At 74.8% G+C, this 18173-nt stretch carries 12 protein-coding genes; 7 read left to right on the top strand and 5 right to left on the bottom strand.

From position 1 onward, the window contains the following. Nucleotides 1–31: 31 nt before the first annotated feature. The 3 genes from ACOACO_RS01665 to ACOACO_RS01655 all read right to left on the bottom strand — a co-directional run bounded on the left by ACOACO_RS01665 (nucleotide 32) and on the right by ACOACO_RS01655 (nucleotide 4486). Complete coding sequence (locus ACOACO_RS01665) at nucleotides 32–2587, bottom strand: CocE/NonD family hydrolase (RefSeq protein WP_420294519.1); 2556 nt, start codon at nucleotides 2585–2587, stop codon at nucleotides 32–34. Between the two features lie 342 nt (nucleotides 2588–2929). Further along, a complete protein-coding gene (locus ACOACO_RS01660; protein WP_420294518.1) occupies nucleotides 2930–3817 on the bottom strand; it encodes a DUF4097 family beta strand repeat-containing protein in 888 nt (295 codons plus the stop codon). 111 nt (nucleotides 3818–3928) lie between these two features. Then, nucleotides 3929–4486, bottom strand: a complete 558-nt coding sequence (locus tag ACOACO_RS01655; RefSeq protein WP_420294517.1) for a pilus assembly protein HicB — start codon at nucleotides 4484–4486, stop codon at nucleotides 3929–3931. A 116-nt stretch (nucleotides 4487–4602) separates the two neighbouring features. Between ACOACO_RS01655 and ACOACO_RS01650 the strand changes: the two genes are divergently transcribed. Beyond that, on the top strand, nucleotides 4603–5793 hold the full coding sequence (locus ACOACO_RS01650) for an MFS transporter (RefSeq protein WP_420294516.1): 1191 nt from the start codon (nucleotides 4603–4605) through the stop codon (nucleotides 5791–5793). Between the two features lie 265 nt (nucleotides 5794–6058). Here the strand turns inward: ACOACO_RS01650 and ACOACO_RS01645 are convergent, their stop codons facing one another. Next, nucleotides 6059–10042: a heterodisulfide reductase-related iron-sulfur binding cluster gene (locus tag ACOACO_RS01645; protein ID WP_420294515.1), complete on the bottom strand. Its 3984-nt coding sequence runs from the start codon at nucleotides 10040–10042 to the stop codon at nucleotides 6059–6061. A 198-nt stretch (nucleotides 10043–10240) separates the two neighbouring features. Beyond that, nucleotides 10241–11494, bottom strand: a complete 1254-nt coding sequence (locus ACOACO_RS01640) for an ROK family protein (RefSeq protein WP_420294514.1) — start codon at nucleotides 11492–11494, stop codon at nucleotides 10241–10243. Between the two features lie 156 nt (nucleotides 11495–11650). Here ACOACO_RS01640 and ACOACO_RS01635 point away from each other — a divergent pair, with 156 nt between their 5' ends. The 6 genes from ACOACO_RS01635 to sppA all read left to right on the top strand — a co-directional run bounded on the left by ACOACO_RS01635 (nucleotide 11651) and on the right by sppA (nucleotide 18162). Further along, nucleotides 11651–12679 carry a substrate-binding domain-containing protein gene (locus ACOACO_RS01635; RefSeq protein WP_420294513.1) on the top strand — a complete coding sequence of 343 codons (1029 nt, stop codon included), beginning with the start codon at nucleotides 11651–11653 and terminating at the stop codon, nucleotides 12677–12679. 55 nt (nucleotides 12680–12734) lie between these two features. Beyond that, complete coding sequence (locus ACOACO_RS01630) at nucleotides 12735–13760, top strand: ABC transporter permease (RefSeq protein ID WP_420294512.1); 1026 nt, start codon at nucleotides 12735–12737, stop codon at nucleotides 13758–13760. Then, nucleotides 13757–14590 carry an ATP-binding cassette domain-containing protein gene (locus ACOACO_RS01625; protein WP_420294511.1) on the top strand — a complete coding sequence of 278 codons (834 nt, stop codon included), beginning with the start codon at nucleotides 13757–13759 and terminating at the stop codon, nucleotides 14588–14590. Before ACOACO_RS01630 ends, ACOACO_RS01625 begins: the two co-directional genes overlap by 4 nt. Nucleotides 14591–14744: 154 nt before the next feature. After that, nucleotides 14745–15608: a sugar phosphate isomerase/epimerase family protein gene (locus ACOACO_RS01620; RefSeq protein WP_420294510.1), complete on the top strand. Its 864-nt coding sequence runs from the start codon at nucleotides 14745–14747 to the stop codon at nucleotides 15606–15608. A 2-nt stretch (nucleotides 15609–15610) separates the two neighbouring features. After that, nucleotides 15611–16291, top strand: coding sequence for a nucleoside/nucleotide kinase family protein (locus tag ACOACO_RS01615; RefSeq protein ID WP_420294509.1), 681 nt, complete (start codon nucleotides 15611–15613; stop codon nucleotides 16289–16291). A gap of 23 nt (nucleotides 16292–16314) precedes the next feature. Continuing rightward, a complete protein-coding gene (gene sppA / locus ACOACO_RS01610) occupies nucleotides 16315–18162 on the top strand; it encodes a signal peptide peptidase SppA (protein ID WP_420294508.1) in 1848 nt (615 codons plus the stop codon). Nucleotides 18163–18173 lie beyond the last annotated feature (11 nt).

The raw sequence follows: 18173 nt of genomic DNA, 5'->3' as shown, positions 1-18173 counted from the left end.
GCCCGTCAGCCCGCCCGCCAGCCCCCGGTCCTCAACGGGGCCGCACCGTCCAGGTGGTGCGCCCCACCGAGGCCCGGCCGCGGGCGTCGCCGAAGTACGTGACCTGCACGGCGTGCGCGCCGGTGCGCTGCTGCCCCGGCAGACCGAGCGTGCCGTAGCCGTCGACGAGCGTCACGTCGCGCAGCCGCACCCCGTCGACGAGCACGCGCACGCGACCCGTCGCGGGTGAGCCGTCGGCCCGCGCCACGGCGAACCGCACGCGGTTCACGCCCCCGCGCAGCGTCGGGTTCGCGTCGAGGCGCACGTAGGTGCGGGTCGCCTGCTGCCGCACCGCCGGCGGCGCCGCCGGGCGCACGGTCCACGTCGCCGACCGCTCCGACGGGGCCGCGACCTCGTTCCCCGAGTACGTCGCGCGCACCACGTGGGTGCCCGCCGCCGTACCCGCCGGGAGGGGGACCTCGGCCCGGCCGCCGACCAGCGCGACGTCGGCGACGGGGCGGCCGTCGACCGTGACCCGCACGGAGCCCTCGGGCGCGCCGAAGCCGGTGGTGCCCACGGCGACGCGGGCCGTCGTACCGGCGCCCGCGGGGGTGGAGGCCTCGGCCAGCCGGACGTAGGTCGAGGTCGCGAACGGCTCGACCTCCGGCACGGTCAGCACCGAGGGGTGCGCGGGGGAGGTGTGGATCGTCATCGGCACGAGGGTCGGCACGACGTCGGGCAGCACCGGGAGCAGGTGGGGCACGTCGAAGGCCTGGACGGCCAGGCGCAGCCGGTGACCGGCCGGCACCTGGGCGCCGGTCGGGAAGATCTCGACGTCGACGGGCACGACCTCGCCGGGGCGCGTGCGCTGCTTCGCCTCCGCGGTGAACGGGTGGTGGGCCTGGACGAGCTCCCCGTCGAGGTAGCGGCTGCGGTCCTCGTCCAGCGCCCGGTGGCTGATGACCTGCCAGCCGCCGGTGAGGCGGTGGACGGTGCCGTCGGGGGCGACCGAGGAGACGGCGACCGACAGCATGCCGTCGCCGGCCGGGGTCGAGGTGTGCAGCCGCGCGTTGAGCGGGCCCTGGAAGCGGAGCGGCTCCGCGAGGGGCTCGGTGTCCCACACGACGCCGGCCAGGTCGTTGGCGCGGTTGTCGCTCCAGCACGGGAGGTCGGCCAGCAGCTGGCTCGGGAGGCCGGCGGTCCACTGGTCGGCGGAGCGGCTGCAGAGCCCGGCGACGGGCACGGGCGGGACGACGGCGGTGCCGGGGGCCACGTCGCCGGCGGCCCCGCCGTCGGCGACCAGGGTGCCGTTCGCGAGGCCGCCCGCAGTGGCGCCGCCGGAGAGCCGGAAGGTGGTGGCGCCGAGGTTGTCGCCGATCCAGTCCTGCGCCTGGCGCCAGGTGTCGGCGTTCTGCTCGTAGTAGGTGAGCGGCGCGATGTCGGTGTCGAGCCCGGGGTCGGGGATGCCGCGGACGTGGTGGTCGAACCACCGCAGCTGCAGCTCGTCGAGGGTGCCGTAACCGGCGTCGGCCACGCCCTCGCCCGAGGACCCCTCGAGGTGGTTCCAGGGGCCGAGGATCATCTTGGTCGGCACCCCGCGGCTGCGCAGGTTCTCGAACAGCAGGGGCGTGCCGCGCTGGAACAGGTCGAAGTGACCGCCCACGAGGAACGTGGGCACGTCCACCTCGTCGATGACCTCGATGGGGGAGCGCTCGCGGTAGAAGGGGCCGTCGTACGCCGCGTCCGCGCCGAGGAAGGCGCGCAGCAGCAGCGGCACCGAGAAGGTGGCGACGGCCGTCAGGTGGGAGAAGACGGTGGTGAGGGCGCCGGCCGGGTCGGTGGCACCGTAGGCCGGCGGGATCACCCCGGTGCCCGTCACGAGCCCCATCCACAGCGGGATGAACCCGACGTCGAGCTGGCCACCGGAGGCGACGACGTCGCGGTAGACGTCGGCGGCCGGCACCTGCGGGAACAGGGCCTTGAGCCCGGGCGGCCGCCCGGCCGCTGCGAAGATCTGGTTGATGCCCATGTACGACGGGCCGCGCATCGCCGCGGAGCCGTTGCTCCACGGACGGTCGGGCGACGTGGCCCACGCGACGGCCTCGGCGGCGTCCTGGTTCTCGCGGGCGCTGAAGGCGCCCCACGTGCCGGGCGAGCCGCCGGTGCCGCGGGCGTCGACGGTCAGCTGGGCGTAGCCGCGCTGCACGAGGTAGTCCGCGCCCGAGCCGGCGAGGTCCGAGGCGCCCGAGGCCGCCTTGTTGTACGCCGTGATGGTGACGACCACCGGGAACCGGCCCGGCACCGCGGTGCCGTCCGCGTCCGCCGGGAGCACGAGGTCGCCGCGCAGGACGGTGCCGTCGGAGACGGGGATCTCGAGGTCGCGCTGGGTGACCGTGCCGGGGTGGTCCTCGCCGCGCGGCGTCCAGCCGCTGGGGAGGGTGGTGGCGGTAGCGGTGGGTGCGGCGGCCGGCGCGGTGGCGGGTGCGGTGGCGGTCGCGGGGCGCGCGGTGGCGGCGGTCGCCGCGGGTGCGGCGGTGACGGTCAGCGCGACGGCGAGGCTGACGGCGTACGACGCCCAGCGGCGCGGCGGGCGGGGGGCGCGGCTCATGGTCACTCCTGCTGCAGGGCACCGACGTCCCGGTCGTCGTCGGGGTGTGACCTGGGTAACGACGACGACGGGCCGAGGTTACCGGCGCGTAGCTCGGGGCCGGGGCGGTCCGTCGTCGTCGGGGCCGGTGCGCGGACGGGCCCGGCGCGACCGGGCGCCGCGGGCCTCCTCGAGCCGGAGGCGGGCGACGGCGGAGAGGGTGTCGGGGTGGTGCATCGGGGGCTCCTCCGGTGGCGGTGGCGGTGGCGGTGGTGGCGGTTCGTGGTGGTGGCGGTTCGTGGCGGTGGGTTCGTGGTGGCAGCGCCAGGGATTCCGTGGCGCTCCCACCACGGATCGGTCGGGTCAGACGTGGCGGAGCTCGACGGCGCCGCTGACGGTGCTGGCCCGCACCTCGACGTACGGCGCGCCCTCGGCCGGGGCGCCGAGGCGCTCGAGGCCGGAGGCGATGCGGCCGGAGACGGTGGAGACGTCGGTCCAGACGGGGGTGCCGCGCGGGACGGCGCACCGGACGGCGCCCGACGCGGTGCGGGCGGTGAGGGCGCCGCTGCCGAGGTGGTCGACGCGTACGTCGCCGCTGCCGCTGCTGAAGGTGACGTCGCCGTCCGCGTGCTCGACGTGCAGGCGCCCGGAGCCGGTCTTGACCTGCAGGCTGCTGCCGCTCGCCGCGACCCGGACGTCGCCGGACCCGGTGCGCACGAGCGCGTCGCCGGCGACGTGCTCGACGCCCACGTCGCCCGAGCCGGACTTCACGAGGAGGTCGCCGCCCGCGGAGCCCACCCGGACGTCACCGGAGCCGACGCCGATCTCGAGCCGCCCGGTCGCGGCGTCGACGGTGACGTCGCCGGACCCGGCCCCGAGCAGGGCGCCGTCGCCGGCCTGCTCCACGCGGAGGGCGCCCGAGCCGGTCTCGGCGGACACGGCGGCGTACGCGCCGGTCACGGTGACCGGGGCGGAGCCGGAGCGCAGCACCAGCCGGCTGCCGGCGGGGACCGTGATGCGGGCGTGCACCTCGCGGTGGTGGCCGAGGAAGCCGCTGGTGCGGGGGGCCGCGACGCGGAAGCGCCCGTCGCGCTCCTCGACGGTGGTCTCCTCCGCCCCGGAGCCGGTGAGCTCGACCCGGACCTCGGGGTCGGCGCCGGCGGTGACGGCGAGGCTGCCCGCGCCGAGCTCGACGTACAGGTCGACGGGCTCGGGGGCCTCGATGGTGTGGACGACGGGCGTCGTGCTCATGGCTGCTCCAGGGTGTGCGGGGCCGACGGGCCGGCGGGGCCGGTCCGTTGGCAGTGGGGTGAGGTGCGGGTCGGGGGCGGGCGTGAGTCGGGCGGGGCGGGTGCCGGAGGGTCAGCTCCAGCCGGTCATGCGGCGGCCGCGGCGCTGGAACGGGTCGGCGGGGGCGCCGAGCGGCAGGCTGGTGAGGTCGATGGCGACGTCGCTGGTGTCCCGCGTCGCGGCGGCCCGCACGGCGGCGACGAGCCAGGTGTTGAGGGACTGGCCGGCGTCGGCGGCGCGGGCCTCCGCCTGCTGCTTGAGCGCGTCGGGGAGCCGCAGGCTGACGCGGGCGACGGTGCCGTCCGCGTCGGGCTCGGCCCCGTCCGGCGAGGGCGGCGCCGGCGGTGCGGGCGGGACGGGGGGCGCCGGCGGGACGAGCGGCTCGGGGGCGCCGGGGTCGACGACGAACTCGACGTCGCGGCCGGCCAGGCGGACCTCGACGCTGCCGCGGGGCAGCTCGGCCGAGATCTGCGAGGCCGCGTCGGAGAGCACCTCCATCAGCACGAGCCGGGCGGCCGGGTCGATCGCCATCGCGAGCCGCTCGGCGGCGGCGCGGATGTCGTCGCTGCCCGCCTCGGCGGCGGTGACGAGGTCGCGGCGCAGGCCCGCGACGTACGGCGTGATGTCCATGACGCAATGGTGGCACCATCATGACGTCACCACAAGGGCCTGATGGCGTCACGTGGCGTCAACTCGACGTCGGGCCCGGTGGCGGGCGTCGCGGACGGCGCTGGAATGCTGGACGGGTGCCCGACCCCGACGATCTCCACCGACCGGGCACCGCCGGCTACCGCCGCCTCAACCTGGCGATGCTGGGCGCCGGCCTCGCGGCCTTCGGCCTCCTCTACGCCACGCAGCCCGTGCTGCCGGAGATCGCGGACGAGTTCGGCGCCACCGCCGCCCACGCCAGCCTGACCGTCTCGGCCAGCACGGGAGCGCTTGCCGTCGCCGTCGTGCCGGTGACCGCGCTCGCGCTGCGCTGGGGACGCGTCCGCACGATGCGGCTCGGCCTCCTCCTCGCCGCGGTGCTCGGGCTCGCGTGCGCCGCGGCCCCGACGCTCGGCGTGCTCGTCGCCCTGCGCGGGCTGCTCGGTCTCGTGCTCGCCGGGGTCGTCGCCGTCGCGATGGGCCACGTGGGTGCGGAGGTGCACCCGAGCGGCCTGGGCGCGGCCATGGGCCTGTACGTCGCGGGCAACTCGCTCGGCGGCGTCGGGGGCCGGCTCATCACGGCTGCCGCGGCCGACGTCGGCTCGTGGCGCCTCGCGCTGGCGCTGCTGGCGCTCGCCGCGCTCGCGGCGACCACCGTGTTCTGGCGCCTGCTGCCCCCGGCGGTGGCGGACCGACGGGGGAGCGGCGTCTCGCCGCGGGCGTTCCGCGCGCTGCTGCGCGACCCCGCGGTGCTGGCGCTCGTCGCCATCCCGTTCCTGCTCATGGGCGGCTTCGTCGCGGTCTACAACTTCCTCACCTTCCGCCTCGTCGCGCCGCCGTTCTCGCTGCCGGTGGCGCTCGTGGGACTGGTGTTCCTGGCGTACCTCGCCGGCACCACCTCCTCCGCCCTCGCCGGCCGCGCCGCCGACCGCGTGGGCCGCCCGGTGGTGCTCGTCGGCGCCGTCGTCGTGATGCTGGCCGGGCTGCTGCTGACGCTGCCCGGCTGGCTGCCGACCGTCGTCGTCGGTCTCGTCGTGCTGACCGCGGGCTTCTTCGCCGCCCACGCCGTCGCCAGCGGCTGGGCGCCCGTCGTCGGCGGCGACCACGGCACGCAGGCCAGCGCGCTCTACGTCTGCGGCTACTACGCCGGCTCGAGCATCTTCGGCGCCTGGGTCGGCACCGCCTGGACCGGCCACGGCTGGCCCGGCGTGGTCACCTGGGTCGCGGGCCTCGTCGTGCTCGCGCTCGCCTGCGGGCTGTACGTCGCGCGCCGCACCCGCCGCGCCTGACCCGCCGTACCGGCCGCGGCACCGCCCGCGTGCAACGCGGTGTCCCGGCTGCTGTGGGCGGCTGACCCAGTCGCTCCACCACCGCACCGGACTCCAGCACCGCGGAGCACGACCGCGCCGAGGTGGGCGCCGGCGGTGGGTGCGACGGAGTGCGTGGATTCAGTCTGGGGCGGTCCGCGGGGCTGAACCTGCGCACTCACGCCGAAGGGGCGGGCCCACCTCCCGGTGGGACCGCCCCTTCGTCATCGGCCGTCGGCCGTCCGCCCTACAGGTCGAACAGCGAGCTGCTCCCGTGGATGTCGGCGTCCGTGCGCGGTGTGTGGGCCGCACCGGTGGACCGCGGCTTCTCCGCCGCGGGCTCGGCCGCGGGCACCGGCTCGGCCTGCTCCGTGGGCTCGACCTCCGCCTCGACCTCGGCCTGCTCCTCCTCGACGTCCGTCTCCGGTACGGCGGGAGCCTGCGTGGCTGCCTCCGGCTCGGGCTCGGCCACCTCGGCCTCGACCGCCTCGGACTCCACCTCGGAATCGACCTCGGACTCCGCGCCGGTCTCCGCCCCGAGCTCGGGCTCCGGCTCCACCGTCGCTTGGGGCTCCACCGGAGCGGGCTCCGGGGCGGGCTGAGCGGGGGCGGGCTGGGCCGCGGCGGCCGGGGCCGGGGCCGGGGCGGCCGGGGCCGACGTCACCTCGGGAGCGGGGATGTCGAAGAGCGACCCGGCACCGTGGATGTCGACGTCCGAACGCGGTGTGCTCACCGTGCCCGACGAGGCCGGGGCCGCCGTGGCGACCGGCGCCGCCGGGGCGGGCTCGGGCTCCGGCTCGGACGCGGTCTCCTGCGCCTCCGTCTCGGGCTGGGCCTCCGTCTCGGGCTGCGCCTCCACCTCGGGCTCGGCGGCGGGCTCGACCGGGGCGGCGGTGCCGCCGTCGGTCGGACCGGCCTTGGCCACCGGCGCGGGAGCGACGAGGTCGAACAGCGAGCCGCCCTCCGGGATCGTCGTCGCGGGGCGGGCCTGCGGCGACGCCGGCTTCGGGCTCGCAGCCGCCGCCACCGGGGCGGCCGACGTCGGCTCCGCGGCAGGTGCCTCCGCCTCGGTCTCCTCGACCGCAGCAGGCTCGGCCGTGGGCGCCGGCTCCGCCTCGGGCTCCGACGGCGCCTGCTTCGCAGCGGGCTCCGGCTGGGAGGCCACGATGTCGAAGAGCGAGCCGCCCGACGACAGGTCCACCGACGACGTGGGGGCGAGGGCCGCCTTCGGCTCCTCCGACTGCGCAGCAGCCGGCTCGGCCTTCGCAGGGGCGGGCTCCGGCTCGGCAGCCGGCTCCGTCTTCGCGGGGGCGGCCGGAGCGGACGCGGCGATGTCGAAGAGCGACCCGCCCGAACCCAGGTCGGGCGCGGGCTCCGCGGCCGGCTCCGTCTTCGCCTCCGGCTCGGACTTCCCGGCAGGCTCGGTCGCGGCAGGCTCGGCCTTCGCCGCGGGCTGGTCGCCCGCCACGTCGAAGAGCGACCCGCCCGAACCGAGGTCGGCCGCGGGCTTCGCCGCCGGCTCGGCCTTCGTCTCGGCCTTCGCCGCCGGCTTCGCGGGCTCGTCGCCCCCGAGGTCGAACAGCGAACCACCGGAGGCGGGCTTCGCGGCGGGCGCGGCCTTGTCCTCGGCCTTCCCCTCGGCGTCGCCCGTCCCGGCGTTCGCCGGCGTGCGCTGCTGCGACGGGGCGTCGTCGTCGAAGAGCGAGGAGGCGGAGCCGGCGTCGAACAGCGAGCCGCCCGTGCCCTCCTTCTTCGGCTCCTCCTTCTTCGCCTCCGGGGAGTCGAAGAGGGAGTCGCCGCCGGAGGCCTTCGCGAGCGGACCCGCGTCGGCCGTCTCGGTGACGGTGTTCTCCGTGATGGTCTCGTCCCCGGCCTCGGGCTCCGCCTTGGTGGAGACGTCGTCGCCGCCGGTCGGGGCCGCCTTCGCGGTGCCCTTCTTCGCGCCGGCCTTCGCCGTACCGTTCGCGGCCGCAGCACCCTGGCCCGGGGCCAGCTTGGTGGCCTGCTCGCCCTTCACGGACGCGAGCAGCATCTGCGCGACGTCGAGGACCTCGACCTCCTCGCGGGCCTCGCCCTTCGACTGCTGCGAGGTGAGGCCGTCGGAGATCATCACGCGGCAGAAGGGGCAGCCGACGGCGATCTGGTCCGCACCGGTGCCGACCGCCTCCTTCGTGCGGTTGACGTTGATGCGCTCGCCGATGTTCTCCTCCATCCACATGCGCGCGCCGCCGGCGCCGCAGCAGAAGGACCGCTCGGAGTTGCGCTCCATCTCCGCCAGCTCCGCGCCCGGCATGATCTGCAGGAGCTCGCGGGGCGGGGAGTAGACCTGGTTGTGGCGACCCAGGTAGCAGGGGTCGTGGTAGGTGATCTTGCGCTGGTGGGCGCCCGCGCCGTCCGCCACCGGGGTCAGCTTGCCGTCGCGCACGAGGCGGTTGAGCAGCTGCGTGTGGTGGATGACCTCGAGCTCGATGCCGAAGTCCTTGTACTCGTTCTTCAGCGTGTTCATGCAGTGCGGGCAGGTGGAGACGACCTTCTTGGCCTTGAACTCCTTGAGCGTCTCCACGTTCTGCTGGGCCAGGCCCTGGAAGACGAACTCGTTGCCCGCGCGGCGCGCGGAGTCACCGGTGCAGGTCTCGCCGTTGCCGAGCACGCCGAAGCTGATGCCGGCGATGTTGAGCAGCTCGGCCGTGGCGCGCGTGGTCTTCTTCGCGCGGTCCTCGTAGGCCCCGGCGCAGCCGACCCAGAACAGCCAGTCGACCTCGTCGAGCGACTCGATCGTCTCGCCGACGACGGGCACCTCGAAGTCGAGGCCCTTCGCCCAGTCCATGCGCGCGTTGGGCGACATGTTCCACGGGTTGCCCTTGTTCTCCAGGCCCTTGAACAGGCCGTTGAGCTCCGCGGGGAAGTTCGACTCGACGAGCACCTGGTAGCGGCGCATGTCCATGATGTGGTCGACGTGCTCGATGTCGACGGGGCACTGCTGCACGCAGGCGCCGCAGGAGGTGCACGACCACAGGACGTCGGGGTCGATGACCGCCGCGCCGTTCTCCGGCATGTAGAACCAGTCGTCGCCGGTGTCGCCGACCAGGGGGCGCTCGGCCTCGCGGGCGAGCACCTCGTCCTTCTCGAGCAGGGCGACCGCGGCCTCGCTCTCCTCGCCGCCGGCCTTGCTGTACGGCGCCTTGGCGTAGGCGTGGTCGCGCAGGCCCATGATGAGCAGCTTCGGGGAGAGCGGCTTCTCGGTGTTCCACGCCGGGCACTGGCTCTGGCAGCGACCGCACTCGGTGCAGGTCGTGAAGTCGAGGATGCCCTTCCAGGAGAAGTCCTCGATCTTGCCGACGCCGAGCACCGACTCCTCGTCGAGGTCGTCGATGTCGTCGAGCGTGATCGCCTTGCCGCCGGAGGTCAGCGGCTTCATGGCGCCGAGCGCGACGGCGCCGCTGCCCTCGCGCTTGAACCAGATGTTCGGCCAGGCGGTGAAGCGGTGCCAGGCGACGCCCATGTTGAGGTTCGCCGAGATGACGATGAGCCAGACCATCGCGAGCAGGATCTTGATCATCGCGATGACGACGATGATGTTCTCGAGCGTGGCCTCCGAGCCGGCGCCGCTCGGGAAGAGCGCGTTGCCGACGTGGGAGCTCAGCGGGAAGTGGAAGGTCGAGAAGTCCTCGGGGTGGTCGCTGTCGATCTGGCCGAGGTTGTACTCCGCGCCGCGGATGAACAGGATCGCGGAGCCCTCGAGCAGGGCCATGACCTCGACGAAGTAGCCCATCCACTGGTTCGAGCCGAAGAACCGGCTGCTGCGTCCCTCGCGCCGCGGGTGGTGCAGCTGGCGGTAGACGATGAGGAAGACGATGCCGATGGTGCTGAGCAGGCCGAGGCCCTCGCTCGCCCACTCGAAGAGGAAGAAGTGCCCGATGATCGGCAGGGCGAAGTCCGGCGCGAACAGCTGGACGTAACCGGTCGCGACCGCGGTGGAGAGCAGCAGGAACCCGGCGTACACGAACCAGTGCATGATGCCGACCCAGGTCCACTGGAGCATCCGCGTGTGGAGGAACGTCTCCTTGACCATCGTCAGCGTGCGCTTGACGGGGAGGTCGGTGCGGCCGGTGACCGGCTGCCCGACGCGGACGGTCGAGACGATCGACCGGACTGCCTTCGTGGTCATCGCGACCGCCACGGCGGTGAACGCCAGCGAGACCACGATGGCGACGATCTGGATAGCACTCATCTGTGCAGGGCTCCTCTGATCACAGGCGCTCGTGTCGGCCACATCGACACGCGCGCGTCGTCCGACCTTAGTGTTCAGGCGTTCGCTGCGTCACACCAACTTCTGTGACACGGATCCTACTAGGCGGTAACTTCGAGGGTACGGCGCACCCCGCCCACCCCGGGTCCCGGGGTCCGGCGCGGGGGCCGCGGAGGAGCGTCAGGCAGGGCCGGCGGAGTCGGCCAGCACGGCGTCCACGGTGGCCGGCGCGAAGACGTGGTCGGCCAGGAGGAGGGCCAGGCCGACGGAGCCCGCCCGCTCGTCGAGGCGGCTGCGGCGCAGCTCGAGGCGACGCGTGGCGAGCGGCAGCGAGCGGGAGTAGACCATCTCGCGGAGCCCGGCGAAGATCTGCTCCTCGGCCTCGGCGAGCTGCCCGCCCACGACGACGACGCGCGGGTTGAGGATGTTGACGGTCTCGGCCAGCGCCACGCCCAGCACCCGTCCGGCGGCGCGGGCGAGGCCCACGGCGACGGGGTCCGCCGTACGGATGCGCTCGACGACCTCGTCGACGGTCGACACGTCCCGACCGGCGGCGGCCAGGTCGCGGATCATCGCCCAGCCGCCGGCGCGCGCCTCGACGCAGCCGCTGTTGCCGCAGCGGCACAGCGGGCCGACGTCGCCGTCCTCGCCGGTGGCCTGCGTGTGCCCGATGTCGCCCGCGGCGCCGTCGGCCCCGCGGTGGATCCGCCCGCCCGCGATGATGCCGGCGCCCACGCCCGTGCCGAGCTTGATCATGAGGAACGTGTCGGCCTCGCCGTAGTGGGTGCGGTACTCGCCCCAGGCCATCGCCGTGGCGTCCTTCTCCAGCAGCAGCGGGCAGTCGTAGGTGCGGGCGAACCAGCCGCGGATGTCGAAGCGGTCCCAGCCCGTCATGATCGGCGGGCTGACGACGGTGGCCTGCTCCCGGTCCACCGGGCCCGGCACCGACAGCGCGATGCCCCGCACGTCCGCCGCCGAGCGCCCGCAGGCGGCGAGCAGCTCGGCGAAGAGCGGGTCGACGCGCGCCAGGACGGCCTCGGGGCCCTCGGTCACGTCGCTGACGAGGGGGCGGTCCTCCAGCACGCGCCCGCTGAGGTCGCAGATCGCGGCGCGCAGGGCGGTGGCCCCGATGTCGCAGACGAGGAGCACGCCGCGCTCGACGTTGAAGGCGAAGCTGCCGGCCGGGCGGCCCCGGCCGCGGCCGGGGACGACGTCGGGCCCGCGCTCGACGAGCAGGCCGGCGTCGATGAGCAGGTCGATGCGCTGGTTGACCGTCGAGCGCGACAGGCCTGTGAGCGTCATGACGTCGGTGCGGGTCAGGGGCGAGCGGGCGCGGAAGAGCGCGAGCAGCTCGCCGGGACCGACGATGCCCGCCGGGGGGACCGGGGTGGCGACGTACGACGCCCCGGGCGGCCCGACAGGTGTGGTCGACATGGCAGCACCCTATTAAGGAACGGCTCCGACGAAAAGAGGGGGATTAATGATTGACAGAAGTCATTAATCGCGATGTGATGCTCCGGACCCCATGACCCGGGTCACAGCTCACGCCGCGGCGACGTCGCCGCAGCACCGATCCGAAGGACCCCCCCGATGAGTCGTGCGCCCCACCTCCGCCGCCTGGCCCCCCTCGCCGTCGCGGCCAGCCTCTGCCTCGTCGCCTCCGCCTGCGGGAGCGACTCGTCGTCCGGCTCGGGCGGTGGGGACGGTTCCGTCGCCGCCGTCATCAAGGGCCTCGACAACCCGTTCTTCCAGCAGATGGAGGCGGGCATCGACGCCGGCGCGCAGGACGGCGACCTCGAGGTCGACGTGCAGGCCGCGGCCGACATCACCGACACCACGGGCCAGCTCGACAAGCTGAACGTCGTGGCGGGCCAGGACCCGGGCTGCGTCATCGTCAACCCGATCGATGGCACCAACCTCGTGCAGGGCCTCGCCGGCCTCGCCGCGAAGGACGTGCCGATCGTCAACATCGACAGCCCCGTCGACGCCGACGCCGCGAGCCAGGCCGACGCCACCCCCGCGACGTACATCGGCACCGACAACACCGAGGCCGGCCGCATGGCGGGCGAGCACATGCTCACCCTCCTGCCCGAGGGCGGCGAGGTGGCGCTCATCGGCGGCATCGCCGGTGACGTCACCAGCAACGCGCGCCTCGACGGCTTCACCGAGGCCGCCGGCGACGGCGTGTCCATCGTCCAGACCGTGTCGGCCAACTGGTCGCGCGACGAGGCGCTGACCCAGGCCACCACCCTGCTGCGCGCCAACCCCGAGCTGGCCGGCTTCTTCGTCGCCAACGACGACATGGCGCTCGGCGTGGCCCGCGCGGTCTCCGACGTCGGCCGCACCGGCGAGGTCGAGATCATCAGCGTCGACGGCGTGGAGGACGGTCTCAACGGCGTCGCCGACGGCGGCATCTCGGCCGTCGTCGCGCAGTACCCCTACGCCATCGGCGAGATGGGCGTGAACGCCTGCCGCGCCGCCATGGCCGGCGAGGACCTCCCGGAGGAGGTCACCGCCCCGATCGCGCTGGTCACCGCCGACAACGTGCAGGACGCCCTCGACGCCGCCCCCGCGCCGTTCGAGGAGTACGACGACCCGTTCGCCGCGCTCGTCGACTGACGGACCCGCCGCGCACCCCGCACAGCAACCCCCGCACAGCAACCGAGGAGCCACGATGTCCACCGCCGCCACCGGTACGCCGGCCGGTCCCACCGCGTCGAAGGCGACGCCCCCCGCGAACCGGGGGGGCGCCGGCCACGCGGTCACCAGCCGCCTGCGCGACGTCGGCTTCTGGGCCGACTGGGCCGCCCTCGTCGGCCTCGTCGTCCTCGTCGCCGTCTTCACCGCGCTCGAGCCGTCCTTCCTCAGCTCGGGCAACGTGACCGGCATGCTCTCGGCCTCCGCGGCGCTGGTGATCCTGGCCGTCGCGCAGACCTTCGTCGTCGCCACCGCTGGCATCGACCTCTCGATCGCCTCGGTCACGACGCTCGGCATCGTGGTCCTCGGCCAGCTGTACGCCGGCGGGCAGTCCCTGGGGGTGGCGTTCGCCGGCGCCGTCCTCGCGGGGCTGCTCGCCGGGCTCCTCAACGGGTTCCTCGTCGCCAAGGCGGGGATCACCGACTTCGTCGTCACGCTGGGCATGCTGTCGGCGGCCTCGGGCCTCGCGCTGGTGCTCTCCGACGGCCAGCCCGTCACCGTCACGGAGTCGTTCTTCTTCACCATCTCCCTCGACGGCCCGGTCGAGATGGTCACCTGGATCGTCGTCATCGCGGCGGTGATCGCCGCGATCGCCCACGTCGTGCTCTTCCACACCCGGTTCGGCACCCACGTGCTGGCCACCGGCGGCTCGCCCGAGGCGGCCACGGCTACGGGCATCTCGACGGCCCGCGTCAAGGTCGCCGTCTACGCCGTCGCGGGCCTCCTGGCCGGCATCGCCGCCATCATCATCGTGGCCCGCCTCGGCTCCACGCCCCCCGCGGCGAACACGGCGTACCTGCTCAACTCGGTCGCCGCGGTCGTGCTCGGCGGCGTCAGCCTCTTCGGCGGCAAGGCCAGCATCCTCGGCCCGGTCTTCGGCGCCCTGCTGCTGACCGTGCTGCTCAACGGCCTCACGACGCTCGGCGTCTCGCAGTACTACCAGCCCCTGTCCGTCGGTGTCGTCGTCGTCGCGGCGGCCTTCCTGATGAGGTTCCAGAAGTGACCGCGCTCGAGAAGAAGACCGCCACCACCCCCGGCAGCACGGGCGGCACGGCCAGCACGGGCAGCACGGGGGACGCGGGCGGCCGGGGCGCCGCCGGTGCCGGGCCGATCGTCGAGGCGCGGAACGTGTCGCTGTCCTTCGGCAGCGTCAAGGCCCTGCAGGACGTCAGCGTCACCGTGGCCCCGGGCGAGATCACCGCGCTCGTCGGCGACAACGGTGCCGGCAAGTCCACGCTGGTGCGCTGCTTCTCCGGCGTGCACCGCCCGCAGTCCGGCGAGGTGCTCCTCGACGGCCGCCCCGTCTCGTTCTCCTCGCCCGAGGGTGCCCGCTCGGCCGGCATCGAGACGGTCCACCAGAACCTCGCCCTCGTCGAGGACCTCACGGTCTGGCAGAACCTCTTCCTCAACCGCGAGCTGACCCGCTTCGGCATGCTCGACCGCCGCCGGATGAAGGCCGAGGCCCAGAAGATGGTCTCCGAGCTGGCCGTCAACGTGCCCGAGGTGACCTCGCGGGTCCGCCGGCTCTCCGGCGGCCAGCGCCAGGCCGTCTCCATCTGCCGGGCGGCCGGGTTCTCCTCGCGCCTCGTGATCATGGACGAGCCGACCGCGGCGCTCGGCGTGCAGGAGACCGCCCGCGTGGAGGAGCTCATCCTCCGCCTGCGCGACGAGGGCCACGCCGTGCTCCTCATCAGCCACAACTTCGACCAGGTGATGCGTCTGAGCCAGCAGGTCTGGGTCATGCGCGCCGGTCGCTGCGTCGCCGGTCGCCGCACGGACGCGACCACCGGCCAGGAGATCGTCGGTCTCATCACCGGCGCGATCGCCGCCTGATCGTCGGCCGGGTGGGCGGCCGCGCGCCGTCCACCCGGCCGGCCACCAGGCCGGCCCCCCGGCCCGCACCCCGCAGCACCCCGTCGTACCCCGGCACGTCCCGGCCGCCGCGACCCGGCGCCGTACCCCTTGCACCCCGAAAGGCACCCCTGAGATGACGAACCCGCTGGGCGTCCACGCCCTCGTCTGGGTCGGCGGCACCACGCCCGCCGACGTCGCGACCGCCGTGCGCAAGACGAAGGAGGCCGGCTACGACCTCCTCGAGCTGTCGCTGCACGACGCCGCCAACCTCGACGTGCCGGCGGCCCGCGCGGCCCTGGACGAGGCCGGCCTCGCCATCGCCTGCTCGCGCGGCCTGGCCTTCGACGCCGACGTGTCGAGCGAGGACGCCGCCGTCGTCGAGCGCGGCGAGAAGCTGCTGCAGGACTCGCTGGTGACCACCCACGAGCTGGGCGGCACGCACTTCACGGGCGCGCTCTACTCCGCCCTGGGCAAGTACGGCGCGCCGCTGAGCACGCAGGGCCGCGCCAACGTCGTGCGGGTGCTGACCGACCTCGCCGCCGAGGCGGCCGGGCGCGGCATGACGCTGGGCCTGGAGATCTGCAACCGCTACGAGACCAACGTCATCAACACCGCCGCGGACGCGCTGCGCCTGGCCGACGACATCGGCGCCGACAACGTGACGATCCACCTCGACACGTACCACATGAACATCGAGGAGGACTCCCTCTCGGAGCCCGTCCGCCTCGTCGGCGACCGCCTCGGCTACGTCCACATCGGCGAGAACCACCGCGGCTACCTCGGCCAGGGCCACATCGACTTCGACGGCTTCTTCGGCGCCCTCGCGGAGATCGGCTACGCCGGGCCCATCACGTTCGAGTCGTTCTCCTCGGCGGTCGTCTCCCCGACGCTGTCCAACGACCTCGCCGTGTGGCGCAACCTGTGGGACGACGGCATGGACCTCGCCGTCCACGCCCGCGAGTTCATGGCCGCGCGCCTGGCCGCCCACCAGGGGTGAGCGTGCCCGACCTCGACGCCCTCGTCGCCCGCGCGCACGACCTCGTCGCGCGGGCCGGCGGGGGCCGGGCGGTGCTCGGCGTGGTCGGCGCCCCGGGCGCCGGGAAGTCCACCCTCGTCGAGACGCTGCTCGCCGCGCTCGCGGCGAGCCCGCCCACCGGCCAGGGGCCGGGCTGGGTGGCGCACCTCCCGATGGACGGCTACCACCTCGCCGACGCCCAGCTCGACCGCCTGGGTCGCCGCGAGCGCAAGGGCGCCCCGGACACGTTCGACGCCCGGGGCTACGCCGCCACGCTGCGGCGCTGCCGCACCGAGCGGGAGCACACCGTCTTCGTGCCGGGCTTCGAGCGCGAGCTCGAGCAGCCGCTGGCGGCGGCGCTGGCCGTGCTCCCCGAGGCCGCCCTCGTCGTCACGGAGGGCAACTACCTGCTGCTCGGCGCGACCGGCGAGCCGGCGCACCACGAGCAGGGCTGGGGCGAGGTCGCCGACGCGATCGACGAGACCTGGTACGTCGAGGTGCCCGACGCGGTGCGCCGCGAGCGGCTCGTCGCCCGGCACGTGCGGTTCGGCAAGAATCCGGCGGCCGCCGCGGCCTGGGTCGACACCGTGGACGAGCCGAACGCCCGCCTCGTCGCCACCGGCCGCGCCCTCGCCGACCTCGTCGTGGACCCCGACGGGCTCTGACCCGCCCCCGTAGGGTCGACGCCATGGCGCCCGTCCGACTCCCCGACGTTGTCCGCCCCTACCTCGAGCCGCTCCTCGGCCAGCTCGGCTCCGCAGGTGGCCCGGCGCTCGCCCGGCTGCGCCGGGTGCGCGGCGGCAGCGAGCGGCTGCTGCTCGAGCTCGACCTGACCCGCGGCCTGCTCGAGGCGCCGCCGAGCTCGCCCGTCGCGGCGCTGCGCGCCCTGCAGACCCCGACGCTGCGCGGCCTCGTGACCGCGCTCGGCAAGGCGGCCGAGGACGACACCGTCGTCGGCCTCGTCGCCCACCTCGGCGGCGACCTGGGGCTGAGCGCCGGCGACGAGCTGCGCACCGCCGTGGCCGGCTTCCGGGCCTCCGGCAAGCGCGCCGTGGCCTGGGCGGAGACGTACGGCGAGATGACGGGCGGCAACGCGGCGTACCACCTCGCCAGCGCCTTCGAGGAGGTCTGGGTGCAGCCCACCGGCCAGGTCGGCCTGGTCGGCGCCCACGCGGAGGTGGTGTTCCTGCGCGGCGCACTCGACAAGCTCGGCGTGACGACGCAGCTCGGCCAGCGCCACGAGTACAAGTCGGCCGCGAACACCTATCTCGAGCGCGGCATGACCGACCCGCACCGCGAGATGATGACGCGCATCGTCGACTCGGTCACCGACACGCTCGTCGCCGACGTCGCGCAGGGTCGCGGGCTCCTCGCCGCCGACGTGCGGGCGGCCCTGGAGGCCGGCCCGCTCACCCCCGAGGACGCGCTCGCCCGTCGCCTCGTGGACCGGATCGGCTACCGCGAGGACGTCTACGCCGCCGTGCGCGCCTCCCTGACGACCGGCGAGGACGCGACCGACGGGCCGGCGCTGCGCTTCGTCGAGCGCTACGCGAAGCCGGGCGGTCCGCTCGGCGGGCTCAAGGACCAGCTGCCCAGCGGGCGGGGCAAGGGCGTCGTCGCCGTCGTCGGTGCCTACGGCCCCATCCACCTCGGCCGCAACGGCGGACCCAACCCGATGGGCGGGCCCAGCATCGGCTCCGACTCCCTGGCCACCGCGCTGCGCACGGCCGGGAAGGACGAGGACGTGCGCGCCGTCGTGCTGCGCATCGACAGCCCCGGCGGCTCGGCGGTCGCCTCCGACGCGGTACGACGCGCCGTCCTGCAGGTGCGCTCCGAGGGCACCCCGGTCGTGGCGTCGATGGGCGCCGTCGCGGGCTCGGGCGGCTACTTCATCGCCATGCCGTGCGACGAGGTCGTCGCCGGCGCGACCACGCTCACCGGATCGATCGGCGTGCTCGGCGGCAAGCAGGTCCTCACCGACACCCTCGCCCGCATCGGCATCGAGCGCGAGACGGTGCGCGCCGGCCGGTTCAGCGACATGTTCTCCTCCGACCGCCCCTTCGACGAGGAGGAGTGGGCGCGGGTCGAGGGCTGGCTCGACGCCATCTACGACGACTTCACGACCAAGGCGGCGCAGGACCGGGGGATGGAGCTCGCCGACCTCGAGCGGGTGGCCCGCGGCCGCGTCTGGACGGGCGCCGACGCCGCCGAGCGCGGTCTCGTCGACCGCCTGGGCGGGCTCGCGGACGCCGTCGACCGGGCCTGCTCCCTGGCGGGCACCTCGCGCCGCGACGTCGACGTGCGCGCCTGGCCCAGGCCCAACCCGTTCGCCGCGCTCACCCCGCCGGAGAGCAGCGAGGCGCCCGCGGCGGCGTACCTGACCGGTCCCCCCGCCCCGTCGGTGGCCGCGGCGCTGCTCGGCCAGGCCGGCGAGGGCGTCGGCGCGGTCGACCAGCTGCTGCGGCTGCTGGTCACCCACGCCGGGCTGCCGGCGTACGGCGCGCTCACCATGCCCGGGCGGATCACCCTGCGCTGAGGGTGCGGGCG

It is taken from the genome of Nocardioides sp. CPCC 205120 (genome assembly GCF_048654585.1).
Classification (GTDB): Bacteria; Actinomycetota; Actinomycetes; order Propionibacteriales; family Nocardioidaceae; genus Nocardioides.
The sequence above is the reverse complement of the archived record's forward strand: the minus strand, read 5'-3'. Positions and strand labels throughout refer to the sequence as shown.